Genomic DNA, 22,717 nt, shown 5'->3' on the forward strand with positions numbered 1-22,717 from the left:
CCTGGGTGAAAGAGATTAATTTCTCTTGACTCAGGACTCGGTTGTTGATGGGCGTTCAAAAGCGGGACAGTAACCTTCCAGGGTGACTTTAAAGTTATATAAGGGTGAGACAGGGTTCCAACAACGCTGTCCCCTTTGATGTCGGCAGGTACCACAGCAATCAATATCTGATAAAGTATAGCGATCGCCACTTTGATTTAGTAATTCTCTTTGGGATAATCCACGTAAGACAATTTCTTCTCCTTGCCAACGCGCTTCAATTAAGCCTGTATCGGCAAACTCCCGCCAACGCGGGTCTTCGGTAATCGCTTCGGGTAAAGTAATGGTGATGACTGTGGCTAATTCTGTCAGTTCACCTTCGTAGTTCGTTTCAGGTGCGGCTGGTTGAACAAATGTTTCCCCAATTGGTAGTTCTACTAAGGTGTTAGCTGCTGGTGAGTGGACGTGATAGCGGTTTTGCAATTCCTCTAAGCTTGTGAGATCAGCTAAGTAAGCTGCTGAACCATGAACGAATAAGACATGCTGGGGGCGCAAGTTGTGAATTAACTGAGTTGTACCAGGGCCATCACTATGTTGAGCCAGCAAGTAACTTTCCGCAGTGGTAGAAGTTAAGTTTTGTTTGTTAATTTTTATATCAATTTTTTCTGGTACCAGAATCAGCCAAGGGCCTGTATTGGGTTGACAATATTCACTTAAATCAGTATTGGAGTCTGTAAGCACAATACAGGGTGACTTCCCCACAACAGCGCGTTGTTCTGGTTGCAAGCGCCGGACTCGCGGACGTACCCGTTCATCCCAAAATAAGGGTTGATGGCGGGCAAAGTTCTGCACAGAGGGAGGAAGATAAGGTAAGAGTTCTAAATAAGCATCGCAACCTTGAGCTACAGTACCATCTACCCAAATGTCTAAATCTCGCCCAGTGAAGTGATGATGACTCCGCAGTAGCATTAATAGTTCTTGTCCTAAACCTAATGCGGGTGTGGGGAGAAGTACAGTGTGAGAGTCTGCTATGGCGCGATTAATTCTTTCCGCTAGTTGGTTTTCTTGGTTGCGGCGGTGGGGATGACGTGATGTCCCGTAAGTACCTTCAATGATTAACACATTCACATCTAATCCCCGCAGTTCTTCTAAGCGCAAACCTTCAACTAAGCGGGAATTGGAGAGGAAAAAGTCACCTGTGTAAAGTACTTTATAAGCGCGATGTTCGGTGGTGTAGGTGAGTAAAATTGCTACAGCCCCCGGTAAGTGTCCGGCGGGAAATAACTCTACGACTAAACCTTCTTGCAATTCTACGGGCGATCGCAACGGCAGCGCATGACACAATTGGGGAGTATCTTTGAGGTTTTGTTCTGGCCAGTTTAATGGCAATAATTTTGTAGTGACTTCACTGGCATATATGGGTAAAAGCGGGAAAGCTTTATGTAATGCCAACACACCTCTAGCATGATCTGGGTGAGCATGACTGATCAATACAACATCTGCGGGTAAGGGTGAACTTCCTCGCCGTGGTGACTTGGTTAACCCCTTTTGCAGTGACGCAATATCCTCCATTCCACAATCTAGCAGAATGCGATGCGGCCCCATTTTGACCAGTAAACATACACCCTCATCATTATGCTGGACACTATAAGGAAAACAGTTTAATTCAACATTTGTTTCCTCAGTATCAAAGCGAGAGGATGCCGACAGATTATCCCTCATGCTTTCCCCCCTCCAACCTAATCACCTTTGACCCATCGCAAAAGCTTGAGTTTTGGAGATTTTGCTTTTGTGACACAGGGCTAAGTTTTGGACTGCGCCCATATACCCTGAAATTAAGGATTTTTGATTGGAGAGAACGCCTTTGACAAACCTAGATTGGTTTGCAAAAGTTAGGCATGATTTACATAGAAAAAGTTCTGAGTGCTGAGTAACAAGATTACTCATCAGTCTCCGGTTTCTTTTTCGTTTATGACTGCTAGTTAATGTGCAGAGCCATTGCCATGATAGTTCTCTGAATCATAAAATCCATTTTTCGTACCAAAAAATAGGCACGCAACACTAAACACTACTGTTAATCCAGCCAGGATTAGTTTGACATCCATTGTCTACTACCCTCTATAAAAGACTTTCCTATCTTAATAGAATGATTCTACAGACAAGCAGAATCACTAGAAAATCTTTACTATGCTGGGGTTGATGGTGCAGTAAGTAGATTTACTCTTATGAGACAAATTCTAAAACGTTTCGGTACACCTGTCCATCTATTAACCTGAGCAGATTTTATTACTGCAAAAGTACTTTTGTACTATTTTAACATATAACAACCACTGGTAATTATAAATACTTTTATCTCTCACTTTACTTATATAATTTTGATGTCTAATAGTTTATGTACTTTTGGTTAGTATATTAATATTTTATATACAAATATCTTATCTACTAAGCATCTAAATGTTTAGACATTTTGCTATTCAGATGTTTAAATGTTTGAATTGTGTAAAATCTTGGCAGGTAAATAAAATGATCATCACCGTAGCCGCATTTAAAGGAGGGGTAGGTAAATCAACAACAGCGTTGCATTTAGCTACATACTTGCAAAACAAAGCTGACACACTATTGGTAGATGGAGATTTAAACCGTAGTGCTTTAGATTGGTCTAACCGGGGTTGTTTACCGTTTAAAGTTGCAGATGAAGCGCAAGCAGTGAGTTTGGCTAAACTTTATGAACATATAGTAATAGATACCCCAGCCAAACCGGATGCAGATGAATTAAAAACCCTAGCGAAAGGTTGTGATTTATTAGTTATACCAACAACTCCCGATGCGATCGCACTAGCCGCAACCTTACAAATGGTAGAGTCATTGCAAAAACTCAAAACCAACTACCGAATTTTGCTCACCTTGATTCCACCATTACCGAATAAAGCAGGCGAAGAAGCGAGAACAACCTTATTAAGTGCTGGTTTACCTATATTTCAAGCAGGAATCCGGCGACTGGCTGTATTTCAACGTGCAGCTTTAGAAGGAGTTCCTGTAAATGCTGTGAAAGATCCTTACGCTCAAATTGCTTGGCGGTGTTACGCTGAAGCCGGAAAAGAAATATTGAAATAATTAAAATGAATAACAAGAAAAAGACTAGTCGGTTTGATGATTTAATTGATGCTGCCCGTAGTCGTCAACTCAGAGATAAATTGCCAAATGTTGACGATAAACCAACATCTCCTACTAAAAGTACAGACCCAGATTATACCCGTACAACTATTTATTTGCCTAAACAATTACACCGCCAACTCAAAGCCGCCGCAGTCTCTCAAGAACGGCAAATGAGTGATATTGTGACGGAATTAATTGAACAATGGCTGTTAACTCAATCTGGTTAAGTGGCGAAAAATCAAGGGTTTGTGTAAGGGTGTATGTATCCACAACCCTTACTTCCCATACTGTTCGGCTAATGCTGACAGCGCAGCCATTTCGCCGAACATAGAGTATAATATCTGGCTTGATGATGAGTTACTTGTAAGTATATATTCTTAATTGAGCGAGATTCTTTATGGGAATGATCTTATTATTGATTTTAATCGTTTGGGCTGTTGTAGTTTTTGTAGGATTGTCCTCGGTTTTAATCTCATTTATTAGTTGTCGTCATGTGCCAGGATACCGAAATATTGCTATTATTAGCGCAGTTTTTATCCCTGCAATTCTTCTGTATTTAACCTTCTTGGATATCTCACTCAATAAACCTACTCCCAGCCCAACTTATGATATTCAACTACTGGCGATTATTGTTTGGTCTAAAACTTTTTTAATTTGCTTTTTGGGCGGTTTTGTAACTGCGGCAATTTCTGTATTTAAATCTAATGCTATACGTCGTTTCTCAGCTATTAGTTGGGGTTTTATGATTTCATCTCTTGCGGCTTCTACATTTGTGTTTATCAAATTTTGATGTACATCCTGAGAATTTTAAACAGTGTACTGACTCTACAAACATCAACCAAGATGCTTGTAATGCGAAAAGTGTTTAGTTACTCGCAACCAAGCTGCTTCTAATTGTGATTCTAGGTTCACTAATCAATCTCCAACAACTAAATCACTATCTCAAAGCTTTTTCAATTCTGCGGTCAGGTATTAGCCAGATAATGGCAACCAGAACATATAATGCACAGCCGAACCAAGAGTTGACAAAGGATAGAAGAATTGCAACCGCATAAATCAACAAGGATAGTTTGCCTTTCCAATCTCTTCCAACGGCGGTTGCGAGTGTTGAATCTTTACCGTGATGAGAAATTAAGGCGCGGGTGAGAATAAAATAAGCGATCGCAGCCATGAAAAGAACTACACCATAAAGGGCAACTGGCAAGTTTGTAAAGTTTTCTCCCATCCAAGCTGTAGCAAAGGGTATTAAAGATAACCAGAACAACAAATGCAAGTTAGCCCATAATGTCCGACCGTTCACTTGTCTAACGGCCTGTAGTAAGTGATGGTGGTTGTTCCAATAGATACCGACGTTGACGAAACTTAAGAGGTAGCTAAGAAATATTGGAATTAGTGGACGGAGTGCGCCTATTTCAGCCCCATGAGGCACTTTTAACTCCAACACCATAATAGTGATGATGATTGCGATTACACCATCGCTAAATGCTTCTAATCGCCCTTTTCCCATCGGTTTATCAGGTGGTTTTGCTATGCTTCTGTAAATTACCTTGTTGGTAAGCTGACAGCAAGTATTTGACGAAAAAGTTTAGAGTTGCGGAAGTTGAATTTTTTGTGTCTCACGCAGAGACACGGAGGCGCAGAGAGGAATGACCGCAAATTTACTCAAATCGCCCAAATAACCGATACAATCGTTTAAATAGACTCTAAATTATATTTAAGCGATCGCTATGGTAACTACATCTAATGTGCAGGTAACTGTTTCCCTGACAGAGTTGGGTTTGGATGATGAAGAATTGCAAGCCCAAGTACAAAATTTGCTTCCCCAGTTGCGCGAGGTGGATGGGGTAGAGGATGCAGATTTAGTTGCGGTGACGGATGTACCAGAAGGTTCTAAGGCTTTGGGTGGGTTTTTGTTGGGGTTTTTGAATGCAGAGGTTAACCCCAAAAACTTGAAAGCTTTGTTTGGGTTTCTGGGCGATCGCTTTGGCAACAAACCAATTAAAATTTTGGTGAAAGCGCCTGACGGTAGAGAAATCAACATCGAAGCCAGCAGCCGCGAAGAATTTGACTTTGCTTACCAAAAAGCCCAGGAATTTCTCAACAACTCGTCAAACAGCAACAATGGCTAAGGTAGCACTGCTAATTGGGATTAGTGAATATCAAGAACCAACATTAGCACCGCTACCCAAGGCTGTGGAAGATGTGGAGGCGATGCGGCGTGTGTTAGAGAACCCGGAAATGGGTGATTTTGATGATGTCACGGTGCTGAAAAATCCCAAGCGTCAGGAATTGGAAAGGGAAATTTATAACTTGTATGCTAATCGTCAAAAAGATGATTTAGTACTTTTGTATTTTTCTGGTCATGGGGTGACGGTTGAAAATGGTGATTTTTACTTCTCGACTTGCGAAACTCAAAAAAATCAAAATAAACTGCTGCCATTCACAGCCGTAGCTGCCACAAGTGTACACCGATGGATGAATGAGAGTAAATCTAAGCGCAGGGTTGTAATTTTAGATTGCTGCTTTAGTGGTGCTTTTGCCAAAGGTTTGACAGCTAAAGATATTGGTACGATTGACCTGCAACAGCAATTAGGTGGTGAAGGAACAGCAATTCTCACGGCTTCCACTTCTACACAATATGCTTTTGCATCTGATGATTTAGACTTGTCGATTTACACTCAATATTTAGTAGAAGGCATAGAAAAAGGTGCAGCCGATAAAGATGGCGATGGTTTAATTGCGGTGGATGAGTTGCATGACTACGCTAAAACCAAAGTCCAAGAAGCATCTCCCGCGATGACACCGGAATTTTATCCTTTTAAAGATGGTTTTCGGATTTTTCTGGCGAAGTCGCCCAAGGATGATCCTCAGCTGAAGTATCGTCAGGAAGTGGAACGCCGCATCAATCAGGGCAAGTTTACGATACCTGCTCGTCGGCTGTTAAACTCATTACGTCTCCAGTTACAGCTTGATGCTGAGGTGGCTGATGCAATTGAAGCGGAAGTTAAAAAACCACATCTGGAATATCAGCGCAAATTAGAAGAATATGAAGCCACGCTGGTTGAAACAGTTGAAATTGAACCTACTCTGAGTGAAAGAACACTCAACGATTTAAGAGATTATCAGCAACATTTAGGTTTGCGGGATGAAGATGTTGCATCGATAGAAAAACGCATTATTGGACAACCAAAACCGCCTGTGTCTGCGGAAGAATTACCTGATGAAACCAATCAATTTGAGTTTGAAATAGTGAAGGTAGATGCTAAAGGACAAATCATTAACCGCAGCCAAGGACGCGCTGAGTTTTTTACCGAAGATTTGGGTAATGGCGTAATTCTAGAGATGGTGTCCATTCCTGGCGGTAAATTCCTCATGGGTTCGCCAGAAAGTGAGGAAGGACGATATGACTCAGAAAGTCCACAGCATCACGTCACTGTTCAACCCTTTTTTATGGGGAAATTCCCTGTCACACAAGCTCAATGGAAAGCCGTTGCCGGGTTTGATAAGGTAAATATTGATTTAAAACCAGATCCATCCAATTTTAAGGGTGCTAACCGCCCTGTAGAGTGTGTTTCTTGGGATGATGCGGTTGAGTTTTGCACTCGACTATCGAAAAAGACTGGTAAAACCTATCGCTTACCCAGCGAAGCGGAATGGGAATATGCTTGTCGTGCGGGAACGACTACGCCGTTTTACTTTGGCGGAACCATGACGACTGAGTTAGCAAATTACGACGGGCGTTCTACCTATGGTTCTTCTCCCAAAGGTGAATATCGAGAACAAACAACCGATGTCGGGAAATTTCCTGCTAACCCCTTTGGTTTATACGATATGTGTGGTAATGTATGGGAATGGTGTCAGGATGAGTGGCACGAAAATTATAATAATGCGCCGACTGATGGCAGTGCTTGGTTAAGTGAGAATGATAATCAAAACCGACTGCTGCACGGTGGTTCGTGGTACGGCTATCCGGGGCTTTGCCGTTCGGCGAATCGCCTCTGGGATGTGCGTGTCTTCAGGAACGACTGCGTGGGTTTTCGGGTTGTGGTTGTGCGGGGCAGGGCTTCTTAGCACTTTACTCTCTTGCTCTTTTGCCCTTTACACTTTTTCTTTACCCTTCTCCCGCGCGAAGCGCGATCAAATTTTTTTTTGATTTTACGAATTACCAGATCCCCGACTTCTTCAAGAAGTCGGGGATCTAAGCCTTGACGCGATAATATACTAAATGTGCGATCAACCGCCCTTGTAATCATGTAGAAATTACTCATAAACACCATGAGTAAACAATATAAAATCTATGATGAAAACTCAAAATGAAATTATCAAACAAGGCTACGAAGCTTTAATAAATTCTTTGGGAGTTGCTGATACTATTCGGTTTATTCAATATTTTAGCCCCGGTAAAGGTGACTACACTAAAGAACGTCATCAATGGCTAGATAAAAAAACCTTGGCAGATGTCTTGGAGGATATAAAAAAATTATCTGAAGAAGATACCAATCAATATGATGAAATTATTGAGTAATATTTAACAATCAATGCTAGTGCGATCGCAATCTCCTGTAGGTTGGGTGAAACGAAGTGTAACCCAACAAATGATATCAAAAAAGCCACATTTTTCAACTACAACAATTCAAATTTACACAGCAATGAGTGTTGGGTTACGGCGCAATTTCAATTCACTGTGTTGCTATCAATATCTTTGTGCGCCTCCAACGCCACTTGCTACAACGCGGGAAACCCGCGCAACGCAGTGGCTCCCCAACCTACATTTTTAAGCGTAATTTCTCTTCTAGTCGCGCCATTACCACTTGACTATCTAATACATCTCCATGTTCGATAGAAGCAAGTCCAGCAGCTAGTTTTTGCTGAGTTTCTTCTTCCCATTTCTGATAACCCTTTTCCCATTCTTCCAGTAGTTTCAAGGCTTTAATAATCACATCTTCAGCGTTTTCATATCTACCTGTAGCAATTCGGTTTTGGATAAATTGCTCATACTCTGCTTTGAGTTGGATGTTCATAGTTTTTAACAGTTAATTCAGGTGTTATAGCGGTTCTCGGTTGGATAAGGTACATTTCAACCCCACCCCCAACCCCTCCCCGCAAGCGGGGAGGGGAGCGTTTGCGTCAGCAAATGCGGGGTGGGGTTCCGACTCTATCACAAGCAAGTAAGAACCGCTATATCTAGCCACATTCTACCCAAACTACCATTTTAGGAGGTGCGATCGCACATTATTTACCTCTTTTACCTAGCCCCAACGAATAAAAGTCGGGTATCTAAGCCTTGACGCGATAATATACTAAATGTGCGATCGCTAATAATCTAGTTTTAGTCACTCACAATCAGGAAACCCAACACCAAAAATTTTATCTGGCGGTAAAGCAAGAATGACACAGGTAACAGCCATCACGGAAGCAATTACCAGTTTGACAGAAGCAGAAACCCGCTTTGGTTTAGTTCGCGTTGAGTCGGAGGAATTTTTTCCAGAGTGGTGTAGTGAATTACCCCAAATTCCTGAAACAGAAAAAGCTTCCCTAGATGTACTGCGTCGCAGATATCTTTATCACCGTGGTGAAGGTGATTTGTTAGAAGGAACAGTGATGTTGCTAGTGGTATCCCCATTGCTGGCGCTGTCTGGGTTTTATGACCCTCCTTTCAGAATTAAAGCAGAATCATCTGTAGATTTAATATTGAATGATGGGGAAGAAGTACTGCGTGGCAGGATTGATGTTTTGGTACTCCAAAATCAGTTGTGGGTGATGGTGGTAGAATCCAAAAAAACCACACTTTCGATTTGGTCGGCTGTACCCCAAGCCTTAGCTTATCTCATGGCTAATCCTCACATTGATAAGCCTGTGTTTGGGATGGTGACAAATGGGGATGATGTTTTGTTTATCAAAGTCAAGCGAGAAGCAGGTACACCAAAATACGATTTATCACGGGTGTTTGCTTTGTTTACATCTGCTAGGGAACTGTATAATATTTGGCAAATTCTCAAGGGTATTGGTCAGGTAATTTGATTAACCTTGCAAAACTTGAGCCGCAGTCAATTTTAAATCAGGAAACACTGGTGAGGCGATCGCATTATCCCCTACATATACTTGCTCTTCATAAAAACCCTCTACCCATTCCAATACTGTGACTTTTTGAGCGATAGGATCAACAATCCAATATTCATTAATCCCCCGCGCCCCATATTCAGAACGCTTGTAGCGATAATCACGACTGCTTTGGTTAGGGCTGACTACTTCAACTACTAATAATGGTGGTGGCATTTCTGGCATAATTGTAGAGCGTTTCGCGCCCTCCATTGCCGTTGCTAACTCTTCAGAAAACACCATTAAGTCAGGAACACGCACCCGCGAACCCGTGGTGACAATTTCCGTTTTCATTGATAGCCGATAAGCCGGAATACCGAGTTGTACAAAGCAGACAAGCAGAAACATCGCAATTCGGCGATTAATTTCACTCTCGGCTGTCATCAGCAGCAAGTTTCCATCTTCAAACTCATATATTGCATCTGTGCCATCGTCATAGTTAAAGAACTCCTCAATTGTCATCTTTGCAGATGCAGCTTTATCTAATGCGATCGCCATATCATTTTACTTATCATCAGCTTGAATCTATTATGGCAATTTCCGTCTCAGAGCGATCGCCTGAATGATTGCAGATTTAGAAAATTGCTGAAATAGATCACGTCGTGTGCAACTTTCTCTTAAACCTAACCCCCAACCCCTTCCCTGCGTTCGCGCAGCGTGTCGCAGACAGGGAAGGGGAGCAATCATCAAAGCCTCTCTCCGCTTCGGGGCTACTGTGTACACACAAGTCAAAAATTTTCATGTTCAACCACATCCCGCCTAAAACTAAAGTTCCAGGCTCATAGCCAAAGTCCACTCAAGTGGACTAAAAGACATTTTTAGTTGAGTCATCTTCAGATGACTTTCGCCATGAGACTCGGAATTCATTCCGAGGCGGGACAGATGCACTACACGAAATTTATGTGTACACCGTAGCCGCTTCGGGGAGAGGTTTGGAGCTTTCAAGGGCAGGCTTTTTTTATTAGACAAATTTTTGGGCTTTTAAAACCAAAATTATTGTCTGAACAGTTAAAACTACGTTTCATAATTGAGAATATTCTCAACTATTTATCGAAGGTTTAAAAACCTGCCCTTGAAAGGAGGTTTGGAGAGGGGTCTAAAAATGCTTTTTTAAAGACGTTGCATTGCAACGTCTTTATGGTGATTAAATCATGATTTGGCGGATTAAAATACTCATCACTTCACCTGAGTTATCGGTTGGTAGCAGTGGACTCCAATCTCCAACACTGGCGTAACCAATTACTTGCAAATGGTGAATTGTACTGATCACAGCCTTAGCAGAACCCCTCAAAATATGCTTGATTGGTTCTCGCTGGGGAACTGGCTGTTGGGTGGCTTCGTGGTTGGGTGACTGCTCTAACTTTGATAATTGTGCCATCATTGTATTTGTACTCCATTACGGGGTTTACATAAAGGCGATCGCCCTCCGGCCAAAGATGTGTGCGATCGCCTTTATTATTTTCATAATAAGGTATAATTTTATACTTGTCAACTATAAATACAAAAATTCTTGTTAAGAATTATCCAGATTTTAGAGATTATAGATAGTAGGAAATAATCAGGCGATCGCCTTTATAATTGTTCTCTTATCCAAGCACGAAAAGCTTTCATTGCTGCATTTCTGCCTTCAGTTTTACTCCGTTGTAAATATTCGGGTATCACTTGAGCGATGGGTAAATTAGGAAAAGCCAAGCTTTGATTAGTTGTTACATATTTACCATTAATCAAGACATTAATTTCTAATTTTTTACCTCTCCATCGCCACAATTCCGGGACTCCTAACACTTCATAATTATTAAACCGAGTCCGCGATGTAATATCAATTTCAATAGCTAAATCTGGCGGTGGATCAATTGTCAAGTCAATTCTGTCCTTACCTCTAACAGCCGCTTCATTTTGAATGTAAAAGCAATCGTCAGGTTCTACTCCAGCATCCATTTTTTCCTCGTCAAAAGTTGTAGAACCCAAACTCCAAAATTCAATGTCGAGTTCTTCTAATAAAGCTTTGACAAAATCCCCAATCATAACTTTAGCTACCTCATGTTCTGGTAACGGAGCCATAATTTCCAACACCCCTTGACTGTAAGATATGCGAGAACTGCGATTTTCGCCTAATTCTGCCAAAATATGTTTATAAGTTGACCAAGATATATTTTTAATCAACAACTGATGACCAGCAGGTACAATTAGTTGGTTGAGTTCTAGTAACATCACTTTCCTCGCTGTTTAAATTAACCTAACCAGTACCAACTCTAGGATATAACAATGACAGCCATTACATTCAACCTCAACGCCATTGTTAAACTCACTGACGAACAGTTTTATCAACTGTGTCGAGAAAACCCCGATGTCAAATTTGAGCGCAATAATAAAGGAGAGTTAACTGTTATGCCACCCACAGGCGGAGAAACAGGAAAAAGCAATTTTGAAATTGCTGTGGAATTTGGTATATGGAATCGTCAGACAAAATTAGGTGTATGTTTTGATTCTTCCACCTGTTTTAAGCTTCCCAATGGTGCAAATCGTTCTCCTGATGTTGCTTGGATAAAACAAGACAGATGGGATGCACTAACACCCCAGGAAAAAGCAAAATTTCCCCCCATAGCACCAGATTTCGTTTTAGAGTTGATGTCTCCTAGCGACGACTTGGCAGAAACCCAAGCCAAAATGCGAGAGTATATGGATAATCAAGTGAAACTTGGTTGGTTAATTAATCCTCCAGCCAAGCAAGTTGAAATTTATCGTCAAGGTAAATCAGTAGAAATTTTGGATGCGCCTACACAATTATCCGGGGAAGATATATTACCAGGATTTATCTTAGATTTAAGAATAGTTTGGGATTAATTCATTATTTACGATTTTGGGGTTGGGTGATGGGAATTTCAATCACAAATTCTGCACCTTGTTTTGGTGTTGAGTTGCAATATAATTTGCCACCATGTCTGTCTACCACAATTTGGTAACTAATTGATAAACCTAATCCTGTACCCTTACCTACATCTTTAGTTGTAAAGAAAGGGTCAAAAAGTTTAGCAATTACAGGTTGAGTAATTCCTAAACCATTATCTGATATACGAATAGCTATTCTGTTTATATTTACTACTTCAGTCCGAATCCAAATTTGTCCTTGTTCACCGACAAAAGCCTCATCTAAAGCATCAATGGCATTACTTAATATATTCATAAATACCTGATTGAGTTGACCAGGATAACACTCAACAAGAGGTAATTTACTATATTCTTTAGTAACGATGATTTCTGGGTGATTTGGTTTACATTTGAGCCGATTATGGAGAATCATTAAAGTACTTTCTATACCTTCGTGAATATCTACTTGCTTAAATTCAGCTTCATCCAAACGGGAGAAATTACGCAGTGATAAGACAATTTCGCGGATGCGTTGAGTACCGACTTGCATTGACTGAAGTAGTTTCACTAAATCTGTTTTGAGAAATTCCAAATCAATATGGGAGATTTCTGCTTGAATTTCTGCTGGCGGCTCAGGAAAATGTTGTTGATAAAGTTCTACTAAGCGTAATAAATCTTGGGTATATTCGCTGGCTGGAATTAGATTAGCGTGAATAAAGTTGACTGGGTTATTAATTTCATGGGCTACACCTGCAACCATATTACCCAAAGAAGACATTTTTTCGCTTTGGATAAGTTGAGATTGCGTGCGTTGCAGTTCTAATAAAGTGGTTTCTAAATTTTGGGCTTGTTGTTGTAATTGAAGGAATACTTGTTTGCTTTCAGTAATGTCAGTTGATACACCTAATACTTGTTTAACTTTGCCATCAGCATTGCGAGTAAATGGAGTTTCTCTTGTGTAGAACCAAGACCATTCACCATTTTGTCTTTTTATCCGAAACTCAACCTCAAAAATATCCCCATCCTTAGCATTAACTATTTGTTGATGATTTTGGATGACTATCGCTAAGTCATCAGGATGAACAACAGTAGGAACTAGGCTATCTCCCATTTCTTGAATAGTTTCGATAGAGTAACCAAGCACAATAGCAATTTCTTTATTAGCATAGACATTGCGTTGTTCTTCTAAATCGAAAATGAATAGTAAATGAGGTGAAGAATCAGCAATGCGTTGAATAAAATGTTGACTAGCTTGTAGTTCTGCTTCTGCTTTTTTGCGGGCTGTAATATTCAAAGTTGAGCCAACAATCCGATAAATTATCCCTTCACTATTCTTTAAGGGATTTAAAGTAGTCAACCACCAAGTTTCTAGACTATCAAAAGTTAAACATTCTTCATATTCAATTCTATCACCAATATTTACACAGCTTTGATAACGCTGAGTTATAACTGCACCTTCAACTTCACCATGTAACTCTTTGGGAGTTTTACCAACTATCTTGTCATGATTAATGCCAACCATTTTTTCTGCGGCTGTATTACATCCAGCAAATCGAAATTCTCCATTTTCTAAAACATCGACAACAAAGATGAAGTGGGGAAACCCATCATAAATGGTGCGTAAAAATTGTTCTTGTTCTTGTAATTGAGCTTCTGCTTGTTTGCGATCGCGGATATCACGGGTAATCGTTGCCATGCACACAGGTTCACCAGTATCATGGTTTTTGATGACAAATATGCTGTAATCAACCAAAATTGGTTCTTGGTTTTGAAAATGTCGGAAACGATATTCACCTTGCCATCTACCACTTTCCATCACCGTAGGAATAATCCGTTGTCGTAAATCTTCTCTATCTTCCAGACAAAAGAATTCATTAGCGTTAAAGTCTTTACTAATTTCTTGATTGTCCAATCCCACCAGCTTTCGTCCGGCTTCGTTCAAAAAAAGTAGTTTTCTGTCTAGAGAAGCTAAACCAATGAAGTCATCGCTATTTTCAATCAAAGAAACAAACAATTGACGTTCTTTCTCAGCTTGCTTACGTTCTGTAATATCAGTAATAGTGACAACTAGTTGAATTATTTGCGATTCACTATCAAAAAGCGGTGTAACATTTAACAACCACCAAATTTCTTGTTCATTGATTACAAAAGATTCTTCAAAGAATATTGTCTTGCGAGATTGGACACATTTTCTGTAGTACTGACGATAATAATCTGCCATCTCAGGACTTAGCCCTTCTGCCATTGTTTTTCCGAGCAAAGGTTCCAGAGATATCGAACTAAGGTTAAGAATGGCAGGATTCAATTTAACGTAGCGAAACTCCGTACCGTTATCTAAAACATCTAAAACGCAGATACCATAATCTACACCTTCCCAGATGCTTTGCAGAAACTGGGCTTGTTCTTTGAATTGTTGTTCGGTTTGTTGAGCTTCGGTAATATCAGCCAAGTAACCATACCAAATAATCGCTCCGTCTGCTTGCAATTCTGGTCGAGATGAAGCACGAACCCATTTCTGTTGACCAAAAATATGACCAGCCCGCCATTTATGGTGAAATTTTTGCAGAGTTTGGGCAGATTGCATAATTGCAGCTTGCAACCCAGCCAAATCATCAGGATGGACATCTGCAAATCCCAAGGTTGCATCTTTTTCAAGTTGTTCTGGTTCTACCCCCACAATTTCACGACATCCCGAAGACACAAAGGGGAAAGATATACTACCATCAGCATCAAGCCGAAATTCATACAACATCCCCGGTATACTATCAGCCAGCTTTTGGAATCTAGCTTCACTTTGACGTAAAGCGGCGGTACGTTCATCGACTTGTGCTTCTAATTCTTCATTGAGTTGTTTGAGGGCGGCTTCTGCTTGTTTGCGTTCTGTAATATCCAAAAGGACACCACAGAAAATAATCTCGTTTTCGTCATGGTGTATGGGTGTTGATTCGCCTTGAAACCAGCGAATTTCCCCATTGGGTTTCACCAAACGCCCTTCGTAGTGCCAAGGGATAGAATTGTCTACGGCTGTTGTTGCTGAAGCGATAAAACTATCAAAATCTTCTGGATAGACACAGGCAAAAAAGCTATTAATATCCTCCATCACTGTGGCGGTTGTGATACCTGCAAGCTGCCAAATAAAATCGCTCACATAGTCTACTTTCCAAACACCATTACAGTTCGTGAATTGAAAAATTGCCCCAGATAGGTTATCTGCAATATTTTTGAAGCACCTGTCACTATTTTCTAAGGCAATTTCTGGATGTAAGTTGGTTTGCTGATACTGGACAACTAGCTGACGCAACTCCTTGAGTTCTTTTTGCAAGGAGTCGTAAGTATTTTTATCTACAGTTATCAGATTACCAGCCATAGTTTTGTTACTTGCCTGTTAGGGAACTGAATTGCACTTAACTTATATGTTTCCCAATCTCAGTCAAACAAGAACAAGATCCCCGATTTCTTGAAGAAGTCGGGGATCTGAGTCTTTCTAAGATGAAATTTCGTCTTATATTTCTTGATTTAACAATTCACCCAATTGATGCTTAATCAATAAACCTTTGAGAGTCGCATTTTCAGCTTTCAAGGCTGTGTTTTCTGCTTCTAGTTCTTTAATTCTTTCTTGTAAAGCTTCTTTAGTTGTACCTTGTCGATGAATTACTACTTCTTGATAAATCGCTAAATTCGCATCTTCATTCATCCAACGTTGATAAGTTTTTGTATGTTCTTGGACTGTATGCCCCATGTAATCAGCCATTGTTTTGATTGGCACTCTTAAACGATGACCGCGAATTGCATAGGCATGACGCAAATCGTAAGGTTTAAATCCGACCTCGGCATTTCTAAATCTAACTTGCAGTTTTGCAGTTTTATTATTCAAAGTACCTGTATGATAAGGCAATTTAATATTTTTTAAATCAAACAATTCTACCCAATGGGGATTTAGGGGGGGAATACCACAACTGCGTTCACCAGTTTTTGTCCCGTCAGTCAAGCTAGGATTTAATTTTACTAAATGAAAGGTGTTAGCTGTATCCATAAAAGCATCTATATCAACAGCAAATAATTCATGGGGTCTTAAACCATAGGTCGCTAACATCCCATAGGCCCATTGCCATTGCTCTGGTTCTGTGAGGTTCTCTTTACTGGCATATACTGATAATGGGCTACCAATTTTGATAAATCCCTGAATAATCTCTTCATCGGTGGGGACTTTTCGCAGTGTGGGATGGGGTTTGGGGGTGGCGTAACTATAAATTGTGGCAAAGTTGGTAATTCCGCAAAACTCACAAAACTTTTTCAATTGCCAAACTAAGAAAAAGCGCGATGAGGTGTTAGGTTTAGTCTTTTCTAATGCTGCTTCTAATGCTTGGGCAGACATGGGAATGTCTGGGGGTAATTTTTTGAGATGGCGCAGATAATGAGTTTCCCAGGTGCGGATGCCTTGGCGGTTTTTTTCATGAGTTTTCCAAAATTGGCGCTCGTATTCTTGAATTAATTCACTGATGAGTTTGGTAGATTTTTCTGGGGCTGTGGGTTCAATTTTTTGGGCTTGTTTACCCAGTAGTTCAGCAGTCCATTGAAATTGTTTGGTGATTAATAATAAGTCTAGTTCTCGCGCCTTTAAAACTGCCATTTTCAGCCCGGTATCATTGGCAGCAAATCCACAAGAAATGGTATATTGTTTGTTAGGACTACCTTGTTTACCAATGTCACCTGGTCTACAAGGAAATGTCCCTTGTAAGCCGATGGTTTTATGACTGGTTAATTTCAGTTTGACTTTAACTTTTTCTAAGTTTAATGCTGAGTTAGCTTGCTGAATGGCATATTTAATTCTTAAATATTCTCGTTCAATTTTGGCAAATTCATCTGATGCAGGGTGTTTGGCTTTCCACTGCTTCCATTTAGATGGTTCCCATTGGTCAATTGTAATACTCTCCCATTCAGCTTTACGGGGGTCGTAGGTGCTGGTGGCGTTCCTGGGCATGATGATCTAATTTGAAGATAAGTAATCAGAGTATAAGAATTAAAGCAATACTATTGGCAAATTTATACGGAATTGATACCAATGACACTGAAGTTAAACAAGAGAGTATGGCAGTACAACTATGAGTCAAAGATATTTAATTCCATTAATTGTTGTGGCGATCGCAGCCAGTCTGGGCAGTTGTAGTTCTAATCCTACACCAACAGCCAGCAAAATTGATGACCAAGCCCCAACAACAGCCGCTCAACCTAGTCCAATTCCTAGCCAAAGCCCTAGTATGGCTCAACTACGAGACAAAAATCCCAAAATTGAGCCATTGGAAGCAACACCAAAAACTGAGACAAGTAACACTGTTAAAGCTACTCCCCGCAATACAAAAGTTGAGCCATTGGAAGCAGCGCCTAAAACCGAGACAAGTAACACTGTCAAAGTTACCCTCTACACCAGCGATGTTCAATGTCAAGAATTTATTCCCCAAAAGGTGGAAGTGTCAGCCACCGAACCTGTATCCAGCGCCATTGGTAAAATTGTCCAAGAACGAGACACCGCCGACTTTAGTTTGTCTGGTTACCGGGTGAATGTGCGAAATGGGGTAGCTACTGTTGATTTGCGTTTATCTCCCCAGTCGAAGCGCCAAATAGCTTCACTTTCTAGCTGTGAACAGTTCGCTTTATTTGGAAGTGTCCGCAAAACTTTGATGAGTAATTCTCAATGGAAAATTAAAGACGTGCGCTTTACAGAGAAGGGCGAAGACATTGTGCTTTAGTTATTTTTGATTCTGCTTTACTTTTATGGGTGGAGGCGTACAAGATAAAGATTGCGTCTCCACCCAAGACTTATTTTTGTAGTTGAGAAATCTTGCGGTTTTCGGCGTATTATTTTGTTGGGTTACTACATGAGAAGCGATCGCACTGCATTCTGACTCCTGATTTCTGAATTCTCCTTACACATTGTTTGTGTTGACATTGTATACACAAACCCATATATTGAGAATATGGAAAATCAAAACCGTAATATAACCATCAACATCCGCGCTCACCAAGCGCAACGAGATTTGATTGATTTAGCCGCAGAGGCTTTAGGTAAAAATCGCTCGGATTTTATGCTAGAAACTGCTTGTCGAGAAGCCCAAGCAATTTTACTAGACCGCAGATTATTTGTTTTAGATGATGAAAAATTCCAAGAGTTTATGGCAATTTTGGATGCACCACCATCAGTCAATGAAAACCTGCGTCAATTACTAACAGAAAAAGCGCCTTGGGATGAATGAATCTCATCAAATATTGCAGCCTCCCCAACCAATTAAACCAGAACATGAGTTAACAGATTTTAATTCAGGTAATGCAGAATTAGATGAATGGTTGCAGAAACGAGCATTAAACAACGAAGCTAGTGGTGCATCCCGAACTTATGTTGTGACAATTGAGCAAAAAGTTATTGCTTATTATTGTCTCGCTAATGGTAGTGTATTGAATACCACTGCACCAGGGAAAGTTAGACGTAATATGCCAAATACAATTCCTGTGATGGTAATAGGCAGGCTTGCTGTAGACTCTAACTGGCAAGGAAAAGGAATTGGTCGAGCTTTAGTGCGTGATGCAGTAATTCGGACATTACAAGCTGCTAATATTGCGGGAATTAGAGCTATCCTTGTTCACGCAATGTCTGAGGAAGCCAAGCAGTTTTACGAGAGATGTGGTTTTGTTGCTTCACCTGTTGCACCTATGACATTGATGATTACGGTGAAGGATGGGAAAGCAGCTTTTGGAATTGATTGATTCCCCAGTACCTGTAGGTATTTATGATGGTAGTTTGGGTGGAGGCGCACAACAGGTATCAGAAGTCACACGATAAATCTAAATTGCGCCGTAACCCAACACTAATTGCAGGGTTAATTTTTGTAGTTGAGAAATTTCGCGGTTTTCGGCGTATCATTTGTTGGGTTACGCTGTCGCTGCACCCAACCTACGGTAGAGGCGCAGATATAATTGGAAAAAGGTGAAGTAAATGCTGGAACTCCGCCCTATCCGAAATGAAGCTGATTATCGTGCAGTGCTTGATGAAATTGCACGGCTATTTGATGCCCAACAGAATACACCAGAATGCGATCGCTTGGAAGTTTTAACAACTTTGGTGGAAGTTTATGAACAGCAACATTATCCCATCATTCCACCAGACCCGATTGAGGCAATCTTATATTATCTTGAATCCCGTGGGTTATCTTGGCAGGATTTAGAGTCTATTATTGGAAATCGTGGGGAAGTGGCTCTTGTTTTGCATCGCCAGCAACCACTAACACTAGATATGATTCGGCGTTTGCATTCCTGTTTGGGAATTCCGGCGGAGGTATTGATTCAGCCATACTCTCTCCACAAAAATTCAGCTTGATTTATTGGGTTACACTACGTTTCAGCTAACCTACAGGAGAGGCGATCGCACTAAGATAAGTTACACTCACAGTACTATAGTCATTTTTTCCCAATCGAGAATGATAAATGACCCAACAGTATTACATATACATTATGACTAATTTATACAACACTGTGCTTTATACAGGAATGACCAACAATCTACAAAGAAGAGTGTATGAACATAAAGAAAAGTTAGTGGAAGGATTTACGAAAAAATACAATATTAATAAGTTAGTTTATTATGAAATATTTGAAGATGCCTATACAGCGATTAGTAAGGAAAAACAAATTAAAGCAGGTTCTAGGCAAAATAAAATTGATTTAGTTAATAGTATTAATCAAGAATGGAAAGATTTATATAGTGAATTGTAACTTGTCATTGCGACCAACGGGAAGCAATCTCCTCCTCTCGTTGGTTTCATGACTATTGCGATGGCTACCCTGCGGGAAGTCTTACGCCTACGTTACCTCGCCATGACAGAATATGCGATCGCTCTATTATGACATCATCAGTTCATTGTCATTGCGACCGAAGGGAAGCAATCTCATCTCCTCGTTGGTTTCATGATTCTGGCGATGGCTTCGTCGTTCCTCCTCGCCATGACAGAATGTGCGATCGCTCTATTATGACATCATCAGTTCGCTGTCATTGCGACCGAAGGGAAGCAATCTCCTCCCCTCGTTGGTCTCATGATTCTGGCGATGGCTTCGTCGTTCCTCCTCGCCATGACAGAATGTGCGATCGCTCTATTATGACATCATCAGTTCACTGTCATTGCGACCGAAGGGAAGCAATCTCATCTCCTCGTTGGTTTCATGATTCTTGCGATCGCTTCGTTACCTCGCCATGACAGTGTGCGTCATTGCGACCAACGGGAAGCAATCTCATCCCCTCGTTGGTATTATGATTCTTGCGATCGCTTCGTCGCCTCGCCATGACAGAATCTTATTGAATCGGACAACTGTTCGACCTTGCAGCCTACCAAGCTATCCGACTCGGTTTTATATTTGGAGGTTGTCGCCTTCCTCGCTGGTTCAGGTCTGGACTCCTTGGTGTACGCTCGATAAATTCCCACTTACCGACTCTGACTTTGAGGAGTACTCACGCCACAGCAACCGCCACCACACGAAAACCCACATTGTTGTTACGATTCTCGCGCGTATTCCTGTTACGGTTGGCAGAACGGCAATTCCTGGCATTGTTGTTCCAACTACCGCCACGCAGCAGCTAAAATCGACCAGCCCCATGCCCAAATTCTCAACAGGTGAGAAATTTGAGTTAAATGTAGTGTATAATAGTTTTGATATCGAGACACCAGATTTTGAAAAAATTTTTTACCGCCTGACGGCGGGGAAGAAGGGAAAAGAATAAGAAGTGCAAAGAGCAAAAGGGGAAGAGTGCAAAGGGCAAGGAATCCTCACGCCACAGCAACCGCCACCACACGAAAACCCACATAGGCGTAACGAAGCACGCGCGTATCCCAGTCACGGACGGCAGAACGGCAATACCTGGCATAGGAGATCCAACTACCGCCACGCAGCAGCTTTGTGTTATTATCTTTACCAGTTAACCACGCACTTCCATCTTCCGGTGCGTCTTGGTAATTTTCGTTATATACATCTTGACACCATTCATATACATTACCACACATATCATATAAACCAAAGGGATTTGCTGGAAATATTCCGACATTTGTTGTTTCCCCTCGATTTTTACCTTTGGGTGCAGCGCCGTAGGGATATTCACCGTTGTAGTTAACTAATTCTGGGGTGATGGTTTCCCCAAAATAAAACGGCGTTTTTGTATTTGCACGACAAGCATATTCCCATTCCGCCTCGCTGGGTAGCCGATAAGTGCGTCCTGTTTTTTCACTCAACTTTTTACAAAACTCTACCGCATCATCCCAACTCACAGTTTCTACAGGTCGTTTCTCACCTTTGAAATAGGAAGGATTTTCGCTCATAATTGCTTGATACTGTGCCTGAGTAATTGCATATTTCCCCATAAAGAACTCAGGAACTCTTACCTTATGCTGTGGTTTTTCATCGGAGTCTCCCTCACCTTCCGGTGAACCCATCATAAAGGTTCCCCCTGGTATCTGCACCATTTCTAAGGTGACACCATTTCCCAAGTCTTCTTCAAAATATTTTGCTTCGCAGTTGCGGCGGTTGGTGATGTTACCTGTTGCGTCTACCGTCACCGTTTCAAATCGAAAGGTTTTTAAGAAATTTCTTTCAACAGTAGATGTGCCTTTAGTAGACTGTTCAGCAGTAGAAATAGGTTGTGGTAAAGGTTGTTGTGGACGTTCCCAGCGTAAACGCTCAATTCTTTTAATTGCTTCAATTGGATCTCTATCATTTCCCGAAGCAGCAGCTAAAACGCGAATCCATAATTGTTCTGCTAAATCTAAATTTCTGTTGACTTCTGCTTGATAAGCATCATTTTTCAAAGTCGCAATATCCGCCAAGGTTGCATATCGCGGTACAAGTATGAGGTGCGATTTATTTACAGGTTCCGCAATTATATAAGGTGTTTGCCGTGCATTCCTATGCTGACGCACAATTTCCGGCACACGAAAATTGAGATACTGATTTAACCTCTCCACAGTCGCGCATTGTCCCCGAACTCCCAACCCTTCTAATAAGGCCGTAGTAAATGCACCTTGTTGCAGTGCTTCAATTTCATAAGAATATTCCTGCGGACTACAGGAAAATATACTAATCACTCCTTGTTGACGTGCTTCCTCAGCCGTCTGTCTTCCTATACCTTCACCCACACGAGTCCCCAAACTGCGACAAGCATCTAAAATCAACACAACATTATCAGCACCACAGCGCCGCAACCGTTCGGTGACAAAGTTAATGGGTATGGCTGTTTCTTCAATGTCTGCGGGGTTCCCATCCAAAGGCATGAGATAATCACGTTCAGCATGACGCATCCCATGTCCACTAAAAAAGAACCAAAAGTTATCACCTGCACCCATGAAGGGTTGATTAAATAACTCTAAAAAGACGCGCCGCAAATTTGCACGGGTGGGACGAGTTGATTTTCCGCCAATATCAGGCGAGTCATCGCTGAAGAAAAATATCTTCTCAAACCCCGCCTCGGTGCGAAGAAACTGCTGGATTAATTCTGCATCCCGCTTGGCATAATTTAGCGGTTGCAGATAATCATACTGGTTAATGCCAACTGCGATCGCCCAATTTTTTGCCATGCTTTAGT

General features: G+C 41.1%; 24 protein-coding genes. 14 read left to right on the forward strand and 10 right to left on the reverse strand.

Annotated features, from left to right (window positions below; genetic code table 11):
* Positions 1-30: 30 nt before the first annotated feature.
* The gene (locus H6G79_RS17550) at positions 31-1,701 is read right to left on the reverse strand and encodes an MBL fold metallo-hydrolase (RefSeq protein ID WP_190590262.1); all 1,671 of its coding nucleotides are present in this window, start codon (positions 1,699-1,701) and stop codon (positions 31-33) included.
* Positions 1,702-2,502: 801 nt separating this feature from the next.
* Between H6G79_RS17550 and H6G79_RS17555 the strand changes: the two genes are divergently transcribed.
* The 3 genes from H6G79_RS17555 to H6G79_RS17565 all read left to right on the forward strand — a co-directional run bounded on the left by H6G79_RS17555 (position 2,503) and on the right by H6G79_RS17565 (position 3,925).
* Positions 2,503-3,093, forward strand: coding sequence for a ParA family protein (locus H6G79_RS17555; protein WP_190590261.1), 591 nt, complete (start codon positions 2,503-2,505; stop codon positions 3,091-3,093).
* Positions 3,094-3,098: 5 nt separating this feature from the next.
* Positions 3,099-3,362, forward strand: coding sequence for a CopG family transcriptional regulator (locus tag H6G79_RS17560; RefSeq protein WP_190590260.1), 264 nt, complete (start codon positions 3,099-3,101; stop codon positions 3,360-3,362).
* A 170-nt stretch (positions 3,363-3,532) separates the two neighbouring features.
* Positions 3,533-3,925: a hypothetical protein gene (locus H6G79_RS17565; RefSeq protein WP_190590259.1), complete on the forward strand. Its 393-nt coding sequence runs from the start codon at positions 3,533-3,535 to the stop codon at positions 3,923-3,925.
* A gap of 147 nt (positions 3,926-4,072) precedes the next feature.
* Here H6G79_RS17565 and H6G79_RS17570 read toward each other — a convergent pair whose 3' ends face one another.
* A complete protein-coding gene (locus H6G79_RS17570; protein ID WP_190590258.1) occupies positions 4,073-4,642 on the reverse strand; it encodes a TMEM175 family protein in 570 nt (189 codons plus the stop codon).
* A 220-nt stretch (positions 4,643-4,862) separates the two neighbouring features.
* Here H6G79_RS17570 and H6G79_RS17575 point away from each other — a divergent pair, with 220 nt between their 5' ends.
* From H6G79_RS17575 to H6G79_RS17585, 3 genes are all read left to right on the forward strand, one after another.
* Positions 4,863-5,264 carry a sugar ABC transporter permease gene (locus tag H6G79_RS17575; protein ID WP_190590257.1) on the forward strand — a complete coding sequence of 134 codons (402 nt, stop codon included), beginning with the start codon at positions 4,863-4,865 and terminating at the stop codon, positions 5,262-5,264.
* Positions 5,257-7,206: a caspase, EACC1-associated type gene (locus tag H6G79_RS17580; RefSeq protein ID WP_190590256.1), complete on the forward strand. Its 1,950-nt coding sequence runs from the start codon at positions 5,257-5,259 to the stop codon at positions 7,204-7,206. The genes H6G79_RS17575 and H6G79_RS17580 overlap by 8 nt, the downstream gene beginning before the upstream one ends.
* Positions 7,207-7,435: 229 nt before the next feature.
* The gene (locus H6G79_RS17585; RefSeq protein WP_199331425.1) at positions 7,436-7,660 is read left to right on the forward strand and encodes a hypothetical protein; all 225 of its coding nucleotides are present in this window, start codon (positions 7,436-7,438) and stop codon (positions 7,658-7,660) included.
* 241 nt (positions 7,661-7,901) lie between these two features.
* Here H6G79_RS17585 and H6G79_RS17590 read toward each other — a convergent pair whose 3' ends face one another.
* Positions 7,902-8,156 carry a type II toxin-antitoxin system ParD family antitoxin gene (locus H6G79_RS17590; RefSeq protein ID WP_190590254.1) on the reverse strand — a complete coding sequence of 85 codons (255 nt, stop codon included), beginning with the start codon at positions 8,154-8,156 and terminating at the stop codon, positions 7,902-7,904.
* Between the two features lie 367 nt (positions 8,157-8,523).
* On the opposite strand from H6G79_RS17590, the gene H6G79_RS17595 reads away from it, so the two are divergent.
* Entirely contained in the window at positions 8,524-9,156 is a 633-nt protein-coding gene (locus H6G79_RS17595) for a type I restriction endonuclease (protein ID WP_190590253.1), read from the forward strand.
* Here the strand turns inward: H6G79_RS17595 and H6G79_RS17600 are convergent, their stop codons facing one another.
* The 3 genes from H6G79_RS17600 to H6G79_RS17610 all read right to left on the reverse strand — a co-directional run bounded on the left by H6G79_RS17600 (position 9,157) and on the right by H6G79_RS17610 (position 11,445).
* Positions 9,157-9,732 (reverse strand): Uma2 family endonuclease, encoded by a 576-nt coding sequence (locus H6G79_RS17600; RefSeq protein ID WP_190590252.1) that lies wholly within the window; start codon positions 9,730-9,732, stop codon positions 9,157-9,159. It lies immediately after the preceding gene.
* A 646-nt stretch (positions 9,733-10,378) separates the two neighbouring features.
* A complete protein-coding gene (locus H6G79_RS17605; protein ID WP_242048433.1) occupies positions 10,379-10,612 on the reverse strand; it encodes a hypothetical protein in 234 nt (77 codons plus the stop codon).
* A 194-nt stretch (positions 10,613-10,806) separates the two neighbouring features.
* The gene (locus H6G79_RS17610; protein WP_190590249.1) at positions 10,807-11,445 is read right to left on the reverse strand and encodes a Uma2 family endonuclease; all 639 of its coding nucleotides are present in this window, start codon (positions 11,443-11,445) and stop codon (positions 10,807-10,809) included.
* 54 nt (positions 11,446-11,499) lie between these two features.
* Between H6G79_RS17610 and H6G79_RS17615 the strand changes: the two genes are divergently transcribed.
* Entirely contained in the window at positions 11,500-12,078 is a 579-nt protein-coding gene (locus H6G79_RS17615) for a Uma2 family endonuclease (RefSeq protein ID WP_190590248.1), read from the forward strand.
* 4 nt (positions 12,079-12,082) lie between these two features.
* Here H6G79_RS17615 and H6G79_RS17620 read toward each other — a convergent pair whose 3' ends face one another.
* Together H6G79_RS17620 and H6G79_RS17625 are read right to left on the reverse strand one after the other, a co-directional pair.
* The gene (locus H6G79_RS17620; protein WP_242048424.1) at positions 12,083-15,469 is read right to left on the reverse strand and encodes a PAS domain S-box protein; all 3,387 of its coding nucleotides are present in this window, start codon (positions 15,467-15,469) and stop codon (positions 12,083-12,085) included.
* A 135-nt stretch (positions 15,470-15,604) separates the two neighbouring features.
* Entirely contained in the window at positions 15,605-17,083 is a 1,479-nt protein-coding gene (locus tag H6G79_RS17625) for an integrase (protein ID WP_190590247.1), read from the reverse strand.
* Positions 17,084-17,204: 121 nt separating this feature from the next.
* Here H6G79_RS17625 and H6G79_RS17630 point away from each other — a divergent pair, with 121 nt between their 5' ends.
* The 6 genes from H6G79_RS17630 to H6G79_RS17655 all read left to right on the forward strand — a co-directional run bounded on the left by H6G79_RS17630 (position 17,205) and on the right by H6G79_RS17655 (position 20,345).
* Positions 17,205-17,849 carry a sporulation/spore germination protein gene (locus H6G79_RS17630; RefSeq protein ID WP_190590246.1) on the forward strand — a complete coding sequence of 215 codons (645 nt, stop codon included), beginning with the start codon at positions 17,205-17,207 and terminating at the stop codon, positions 17,847-17,849.
* Positions 17,850-18,077: 228 nt separating this feature from the next.
* On the forward strand, positions 18,078-18,353 hold the full coding sequence (locus tag H6G79_RS17635; RefSeq protein ID WP_190590245.1) for a DUF1778 domain-containing protein: 276 nt from the start codon (positions 18,078-18,080) through the stop codon (positions 18,351-18,353).
* Positions 18,346-18,861, forward strand: a complete 516-nt coding sequence (locus tag H6G79_RS17640; RefSeq protein WP_190590244.1) for a GNAT family N-acetyltransferase — start codon at positions 18,346-18,348, stop codon at positions 18,859-18,861. Before H6G79_RS17635 ends, H6G79_RS17640 begins: the two co-directional genes overlap by 8 nt.
* A gap of 229 nt (positions 18,862-19,090) precedes the next feature.
* On the forward strand, positions 19,091-19,471 hold the full coding sequence (locus tag H6G79_RS17645; protein WP_190590243.1) for a type II toxin-antitoxin system HigA family antitoxin: 381 nt from the start codon (positions 19,091-19,093) through the stop codon (positions 19,469-19,471).
* 107 nt (positions 19,472-19,578) lie between these two features.
* Entirely contained in the window at positions 19,579-19,866 is a 288-nt protein-coding gene (locus H6G79_RS17650; RefSeq protein ID WP_190590242.1) for a GIY-YIG nuclease family protein, read from the forward strand.
* Positions 19,867-19,994: 128 nt separating this feature from the next.
* Positions 19,995-20,345: a hypothetical protein gene (locus H6G79_RS17655; protein WP_190590241.1), complete on the forward strand. Its 351-nt coding sequence runs from the start codon at positions 19,995-19,997 to the stop codon at positions 20,343-20,345.
* 251 nt (positions 20,346-20,596) lie between these two features.
* Here H6G79_RS17655 and H6G79_RS17660 read toward each other — a convergent pair whose 3' ends face one another.
* Both H6G79_RS17660 and H6G79_RS17665 read right to left on the reverse strand, forming a co-directional pair.
* Positions 20,597-20,722 (reverse strand): SUMF1/EgtB/PvdO family nonheme iron enzyme, encoded by a 126-nt coding sequence (locus tag H6G79_RS17660; protein ID WP_190590407.1) that lies wholly within the window; start codon positions 20,720-20,722, stop codon positions 20,597-20,599.
* A 190-nt stretch (positions 20,723-20,912) separates the two neighbouring features.
* Positions 20,913-22,709: an SUMF1/EgtB/PvdO family nonheme iron enzyme gene (locus H6G79_RS17665; protein WP_190590240.1), complete on the reverse strand. Its 1,797-nt coding sequence runs from the start codon at positions 22,707-22,709 to the stop codon at positions 20,913-20,915.
* Between the last annotated feature and the right edge of the window lie 8 nt (positions 22,710-22,717).

The sequence above is a fragment of the Anabaena sp. FACHB-83 genome (assembly GCF_014697485.1).
Lineage (GTDB): Bacteria > Cyanobacteriota > Cyanobacteriia > Cyanobacteriales > Nostocaceae > Nostoc_B.

What these genes read in the sequence shown, in the direction of transcription:
- H6G79_RS17585 (WP_199331425.1), top strand. Translation starts at nt 7,436, where the DNA reads ATGAAAACTCAAAATGAAATTATCAAACAAGGCTACGAAGCTTTAATA.
- H6G79_RS17640 (WP_190590244.1), top strand. Translation starts at nt 18,346, where the DNA reads ATGAATGAATCTCATCAAATATTGCAGCCTCCCCAACCAATTAAACCA.
- H6G79_RS17590 (WP_190590254.1), bottom strand. Translation starts at nt 8,156, where the DNA reads ATGAACATCCAACTCAAAGCAGAGTATGAGCAATTTATCCAAAACCGA.
- H6G79_RS17610 (WP_190590249.1), bottom strand. Translation starts at nt 11,445, where the DNA reads ATGTTACTAGAACTCAACCAACTAATTGTACCTGCTGGTCATCAGTTG.
- H6G79_RS17605 (WP_242048433.1), bottom strand. Translation starts at nt 10,612, where the DNA reads ATGGCACAATTATCAAAGTTAGAGCAGTCACCCAACCACGAAGCCACC.
- H6G79_RS17655 (WP_190590241.1), top strand. Translation starts at nt 19,995, where the DNA reads ATGACATCATCAGTTCATTGTCATTGCGACCGAAGGGAAGCAATCTCA.
- H6G79_RS17580 (WP_190590256.1), top strand. Translation starts at nt 5,257, where the DNA reads ATGGCTAAGGTAGCACTGCTAATTGGGATTAGTGAATATCAAGAACCA.
- H6G79_RS17635 (WP_190590245.1), top strand. Translation starts at nt 18,078, where the DNA reads ATGGAAAATCAAAACCGTAATATAACCATCAACATCCGCGCTCACCAA.
- H6G79_RS17625 (WP_190590247.1), bottom strand. Translation starts at nt 17,083, where the DNA reads ATGCCCAGGAACGCCACCAGCACCTACGACCCCCGTAAAGCTGAATGG.
- H6G79_RS17570 (WP_190590258.1), bottom strand. Translation starts at nt 4,642, where the DNA reads ATGGGAAAAGGGCGATTAGAAGCATTTAGCGATGGTGTAATCGCAATC.
- H6G79_RS17600 (WP_190590252.1), bottom strand. Translation starts at nt 9,732, where the DNA reads ATGGCGATCGCATTAGATAAAGCTGCATCTGCAAAGATGACAATTGAG.
- H6G79_RS17665 (WP_190590240.1), bottom strand. Translation starts at nt 22,709, where the DNA reads ATGGCAAAAAATTGGGCGATCGCAGTTGGCATTAACCAGTATGATTAT.
- H6G79_RS17575 (WP_190590257.1), top strand. Translation starts at nt 4,863, where the DNA reads ATGGTAACTACATCTAATGTGCAGGTAACTGTTTCCCTGACAGAGTTG.
- H6G79_RS17645 (WP_190590243.1), top strand. Translation starts at nt 19,091, where the DNA reads ATGCTGGAACTCCGCCCTATCCGAAATGAAGCTGATTATCGTGCAGTG.
- H6G79_RS17555 (WP_190590261.1), top strand. Translation starts at nt 2,503, where the DNA reads ATGATCATCACCGTAGCCGCATTTAAAGGAGGGGTAGGTAAATCAACA.
- H6G79_RS17620 (WP_242048424.1), bottom strand. Translation starts at nt 15,469, where the DNA reads ATGGCTGGTAATCTGATAACTGTAGATAAAAATACTTACGACTCCTTG.
- H6G79_RS17615 (WP_190590248.1), top strand. Translation starts at nt 11,500, where the DNA reads ATGACAGCCATTACATTCAACCTCAACGCCATTGTTAAACTCACTGAC.
- H6G79_RS17565 (WP_190590259.1), top strand. Translation starts at nt 3,533, where the DNA reads ATGGGAATGATCTTATTATTGATTTTAATCGTTTGGGCTGTTGTAGTT.
- H6G79_RS17595 (WP_190590253.1), top strand. Translation starts at nt 8,524, where the DNA reads ATGACACAGGTAACAGCCATCACGGAAGCAATTACCAGTTTGACAGAA.
- H6G79_RS17630 (WP_190590246.1), top strand. Translation starts at nt 17,205, where the DNA reads ATGAGTCAAAGATATTTAATTCCATTAATTGTTGTGGCGATCGCAGCC.
- H6G79_RS17550 (WP_190590262.1), bottom strand. Translation starts at nt 1,701, where the DNA reads ATGAGGGATAATCTGTCGGCATCCTCTCGCTTTGATACTGAGGAAACA.
- H6G79_RS17560 (WP_190590260.1), top strand. Translation starts at nt 3,099, where the DNA reads ATGAATAACAAGAAAAAGACTAGTCGGTTTGATGATTTAATTGATGCT.
- H6G79_RS17650 (WP_190590242.1), top strand. Translation starts at nt 19,579, where the DNA reads ATGACCCAACAGTATTACATATACATTATGACTAATTTATACAACACT.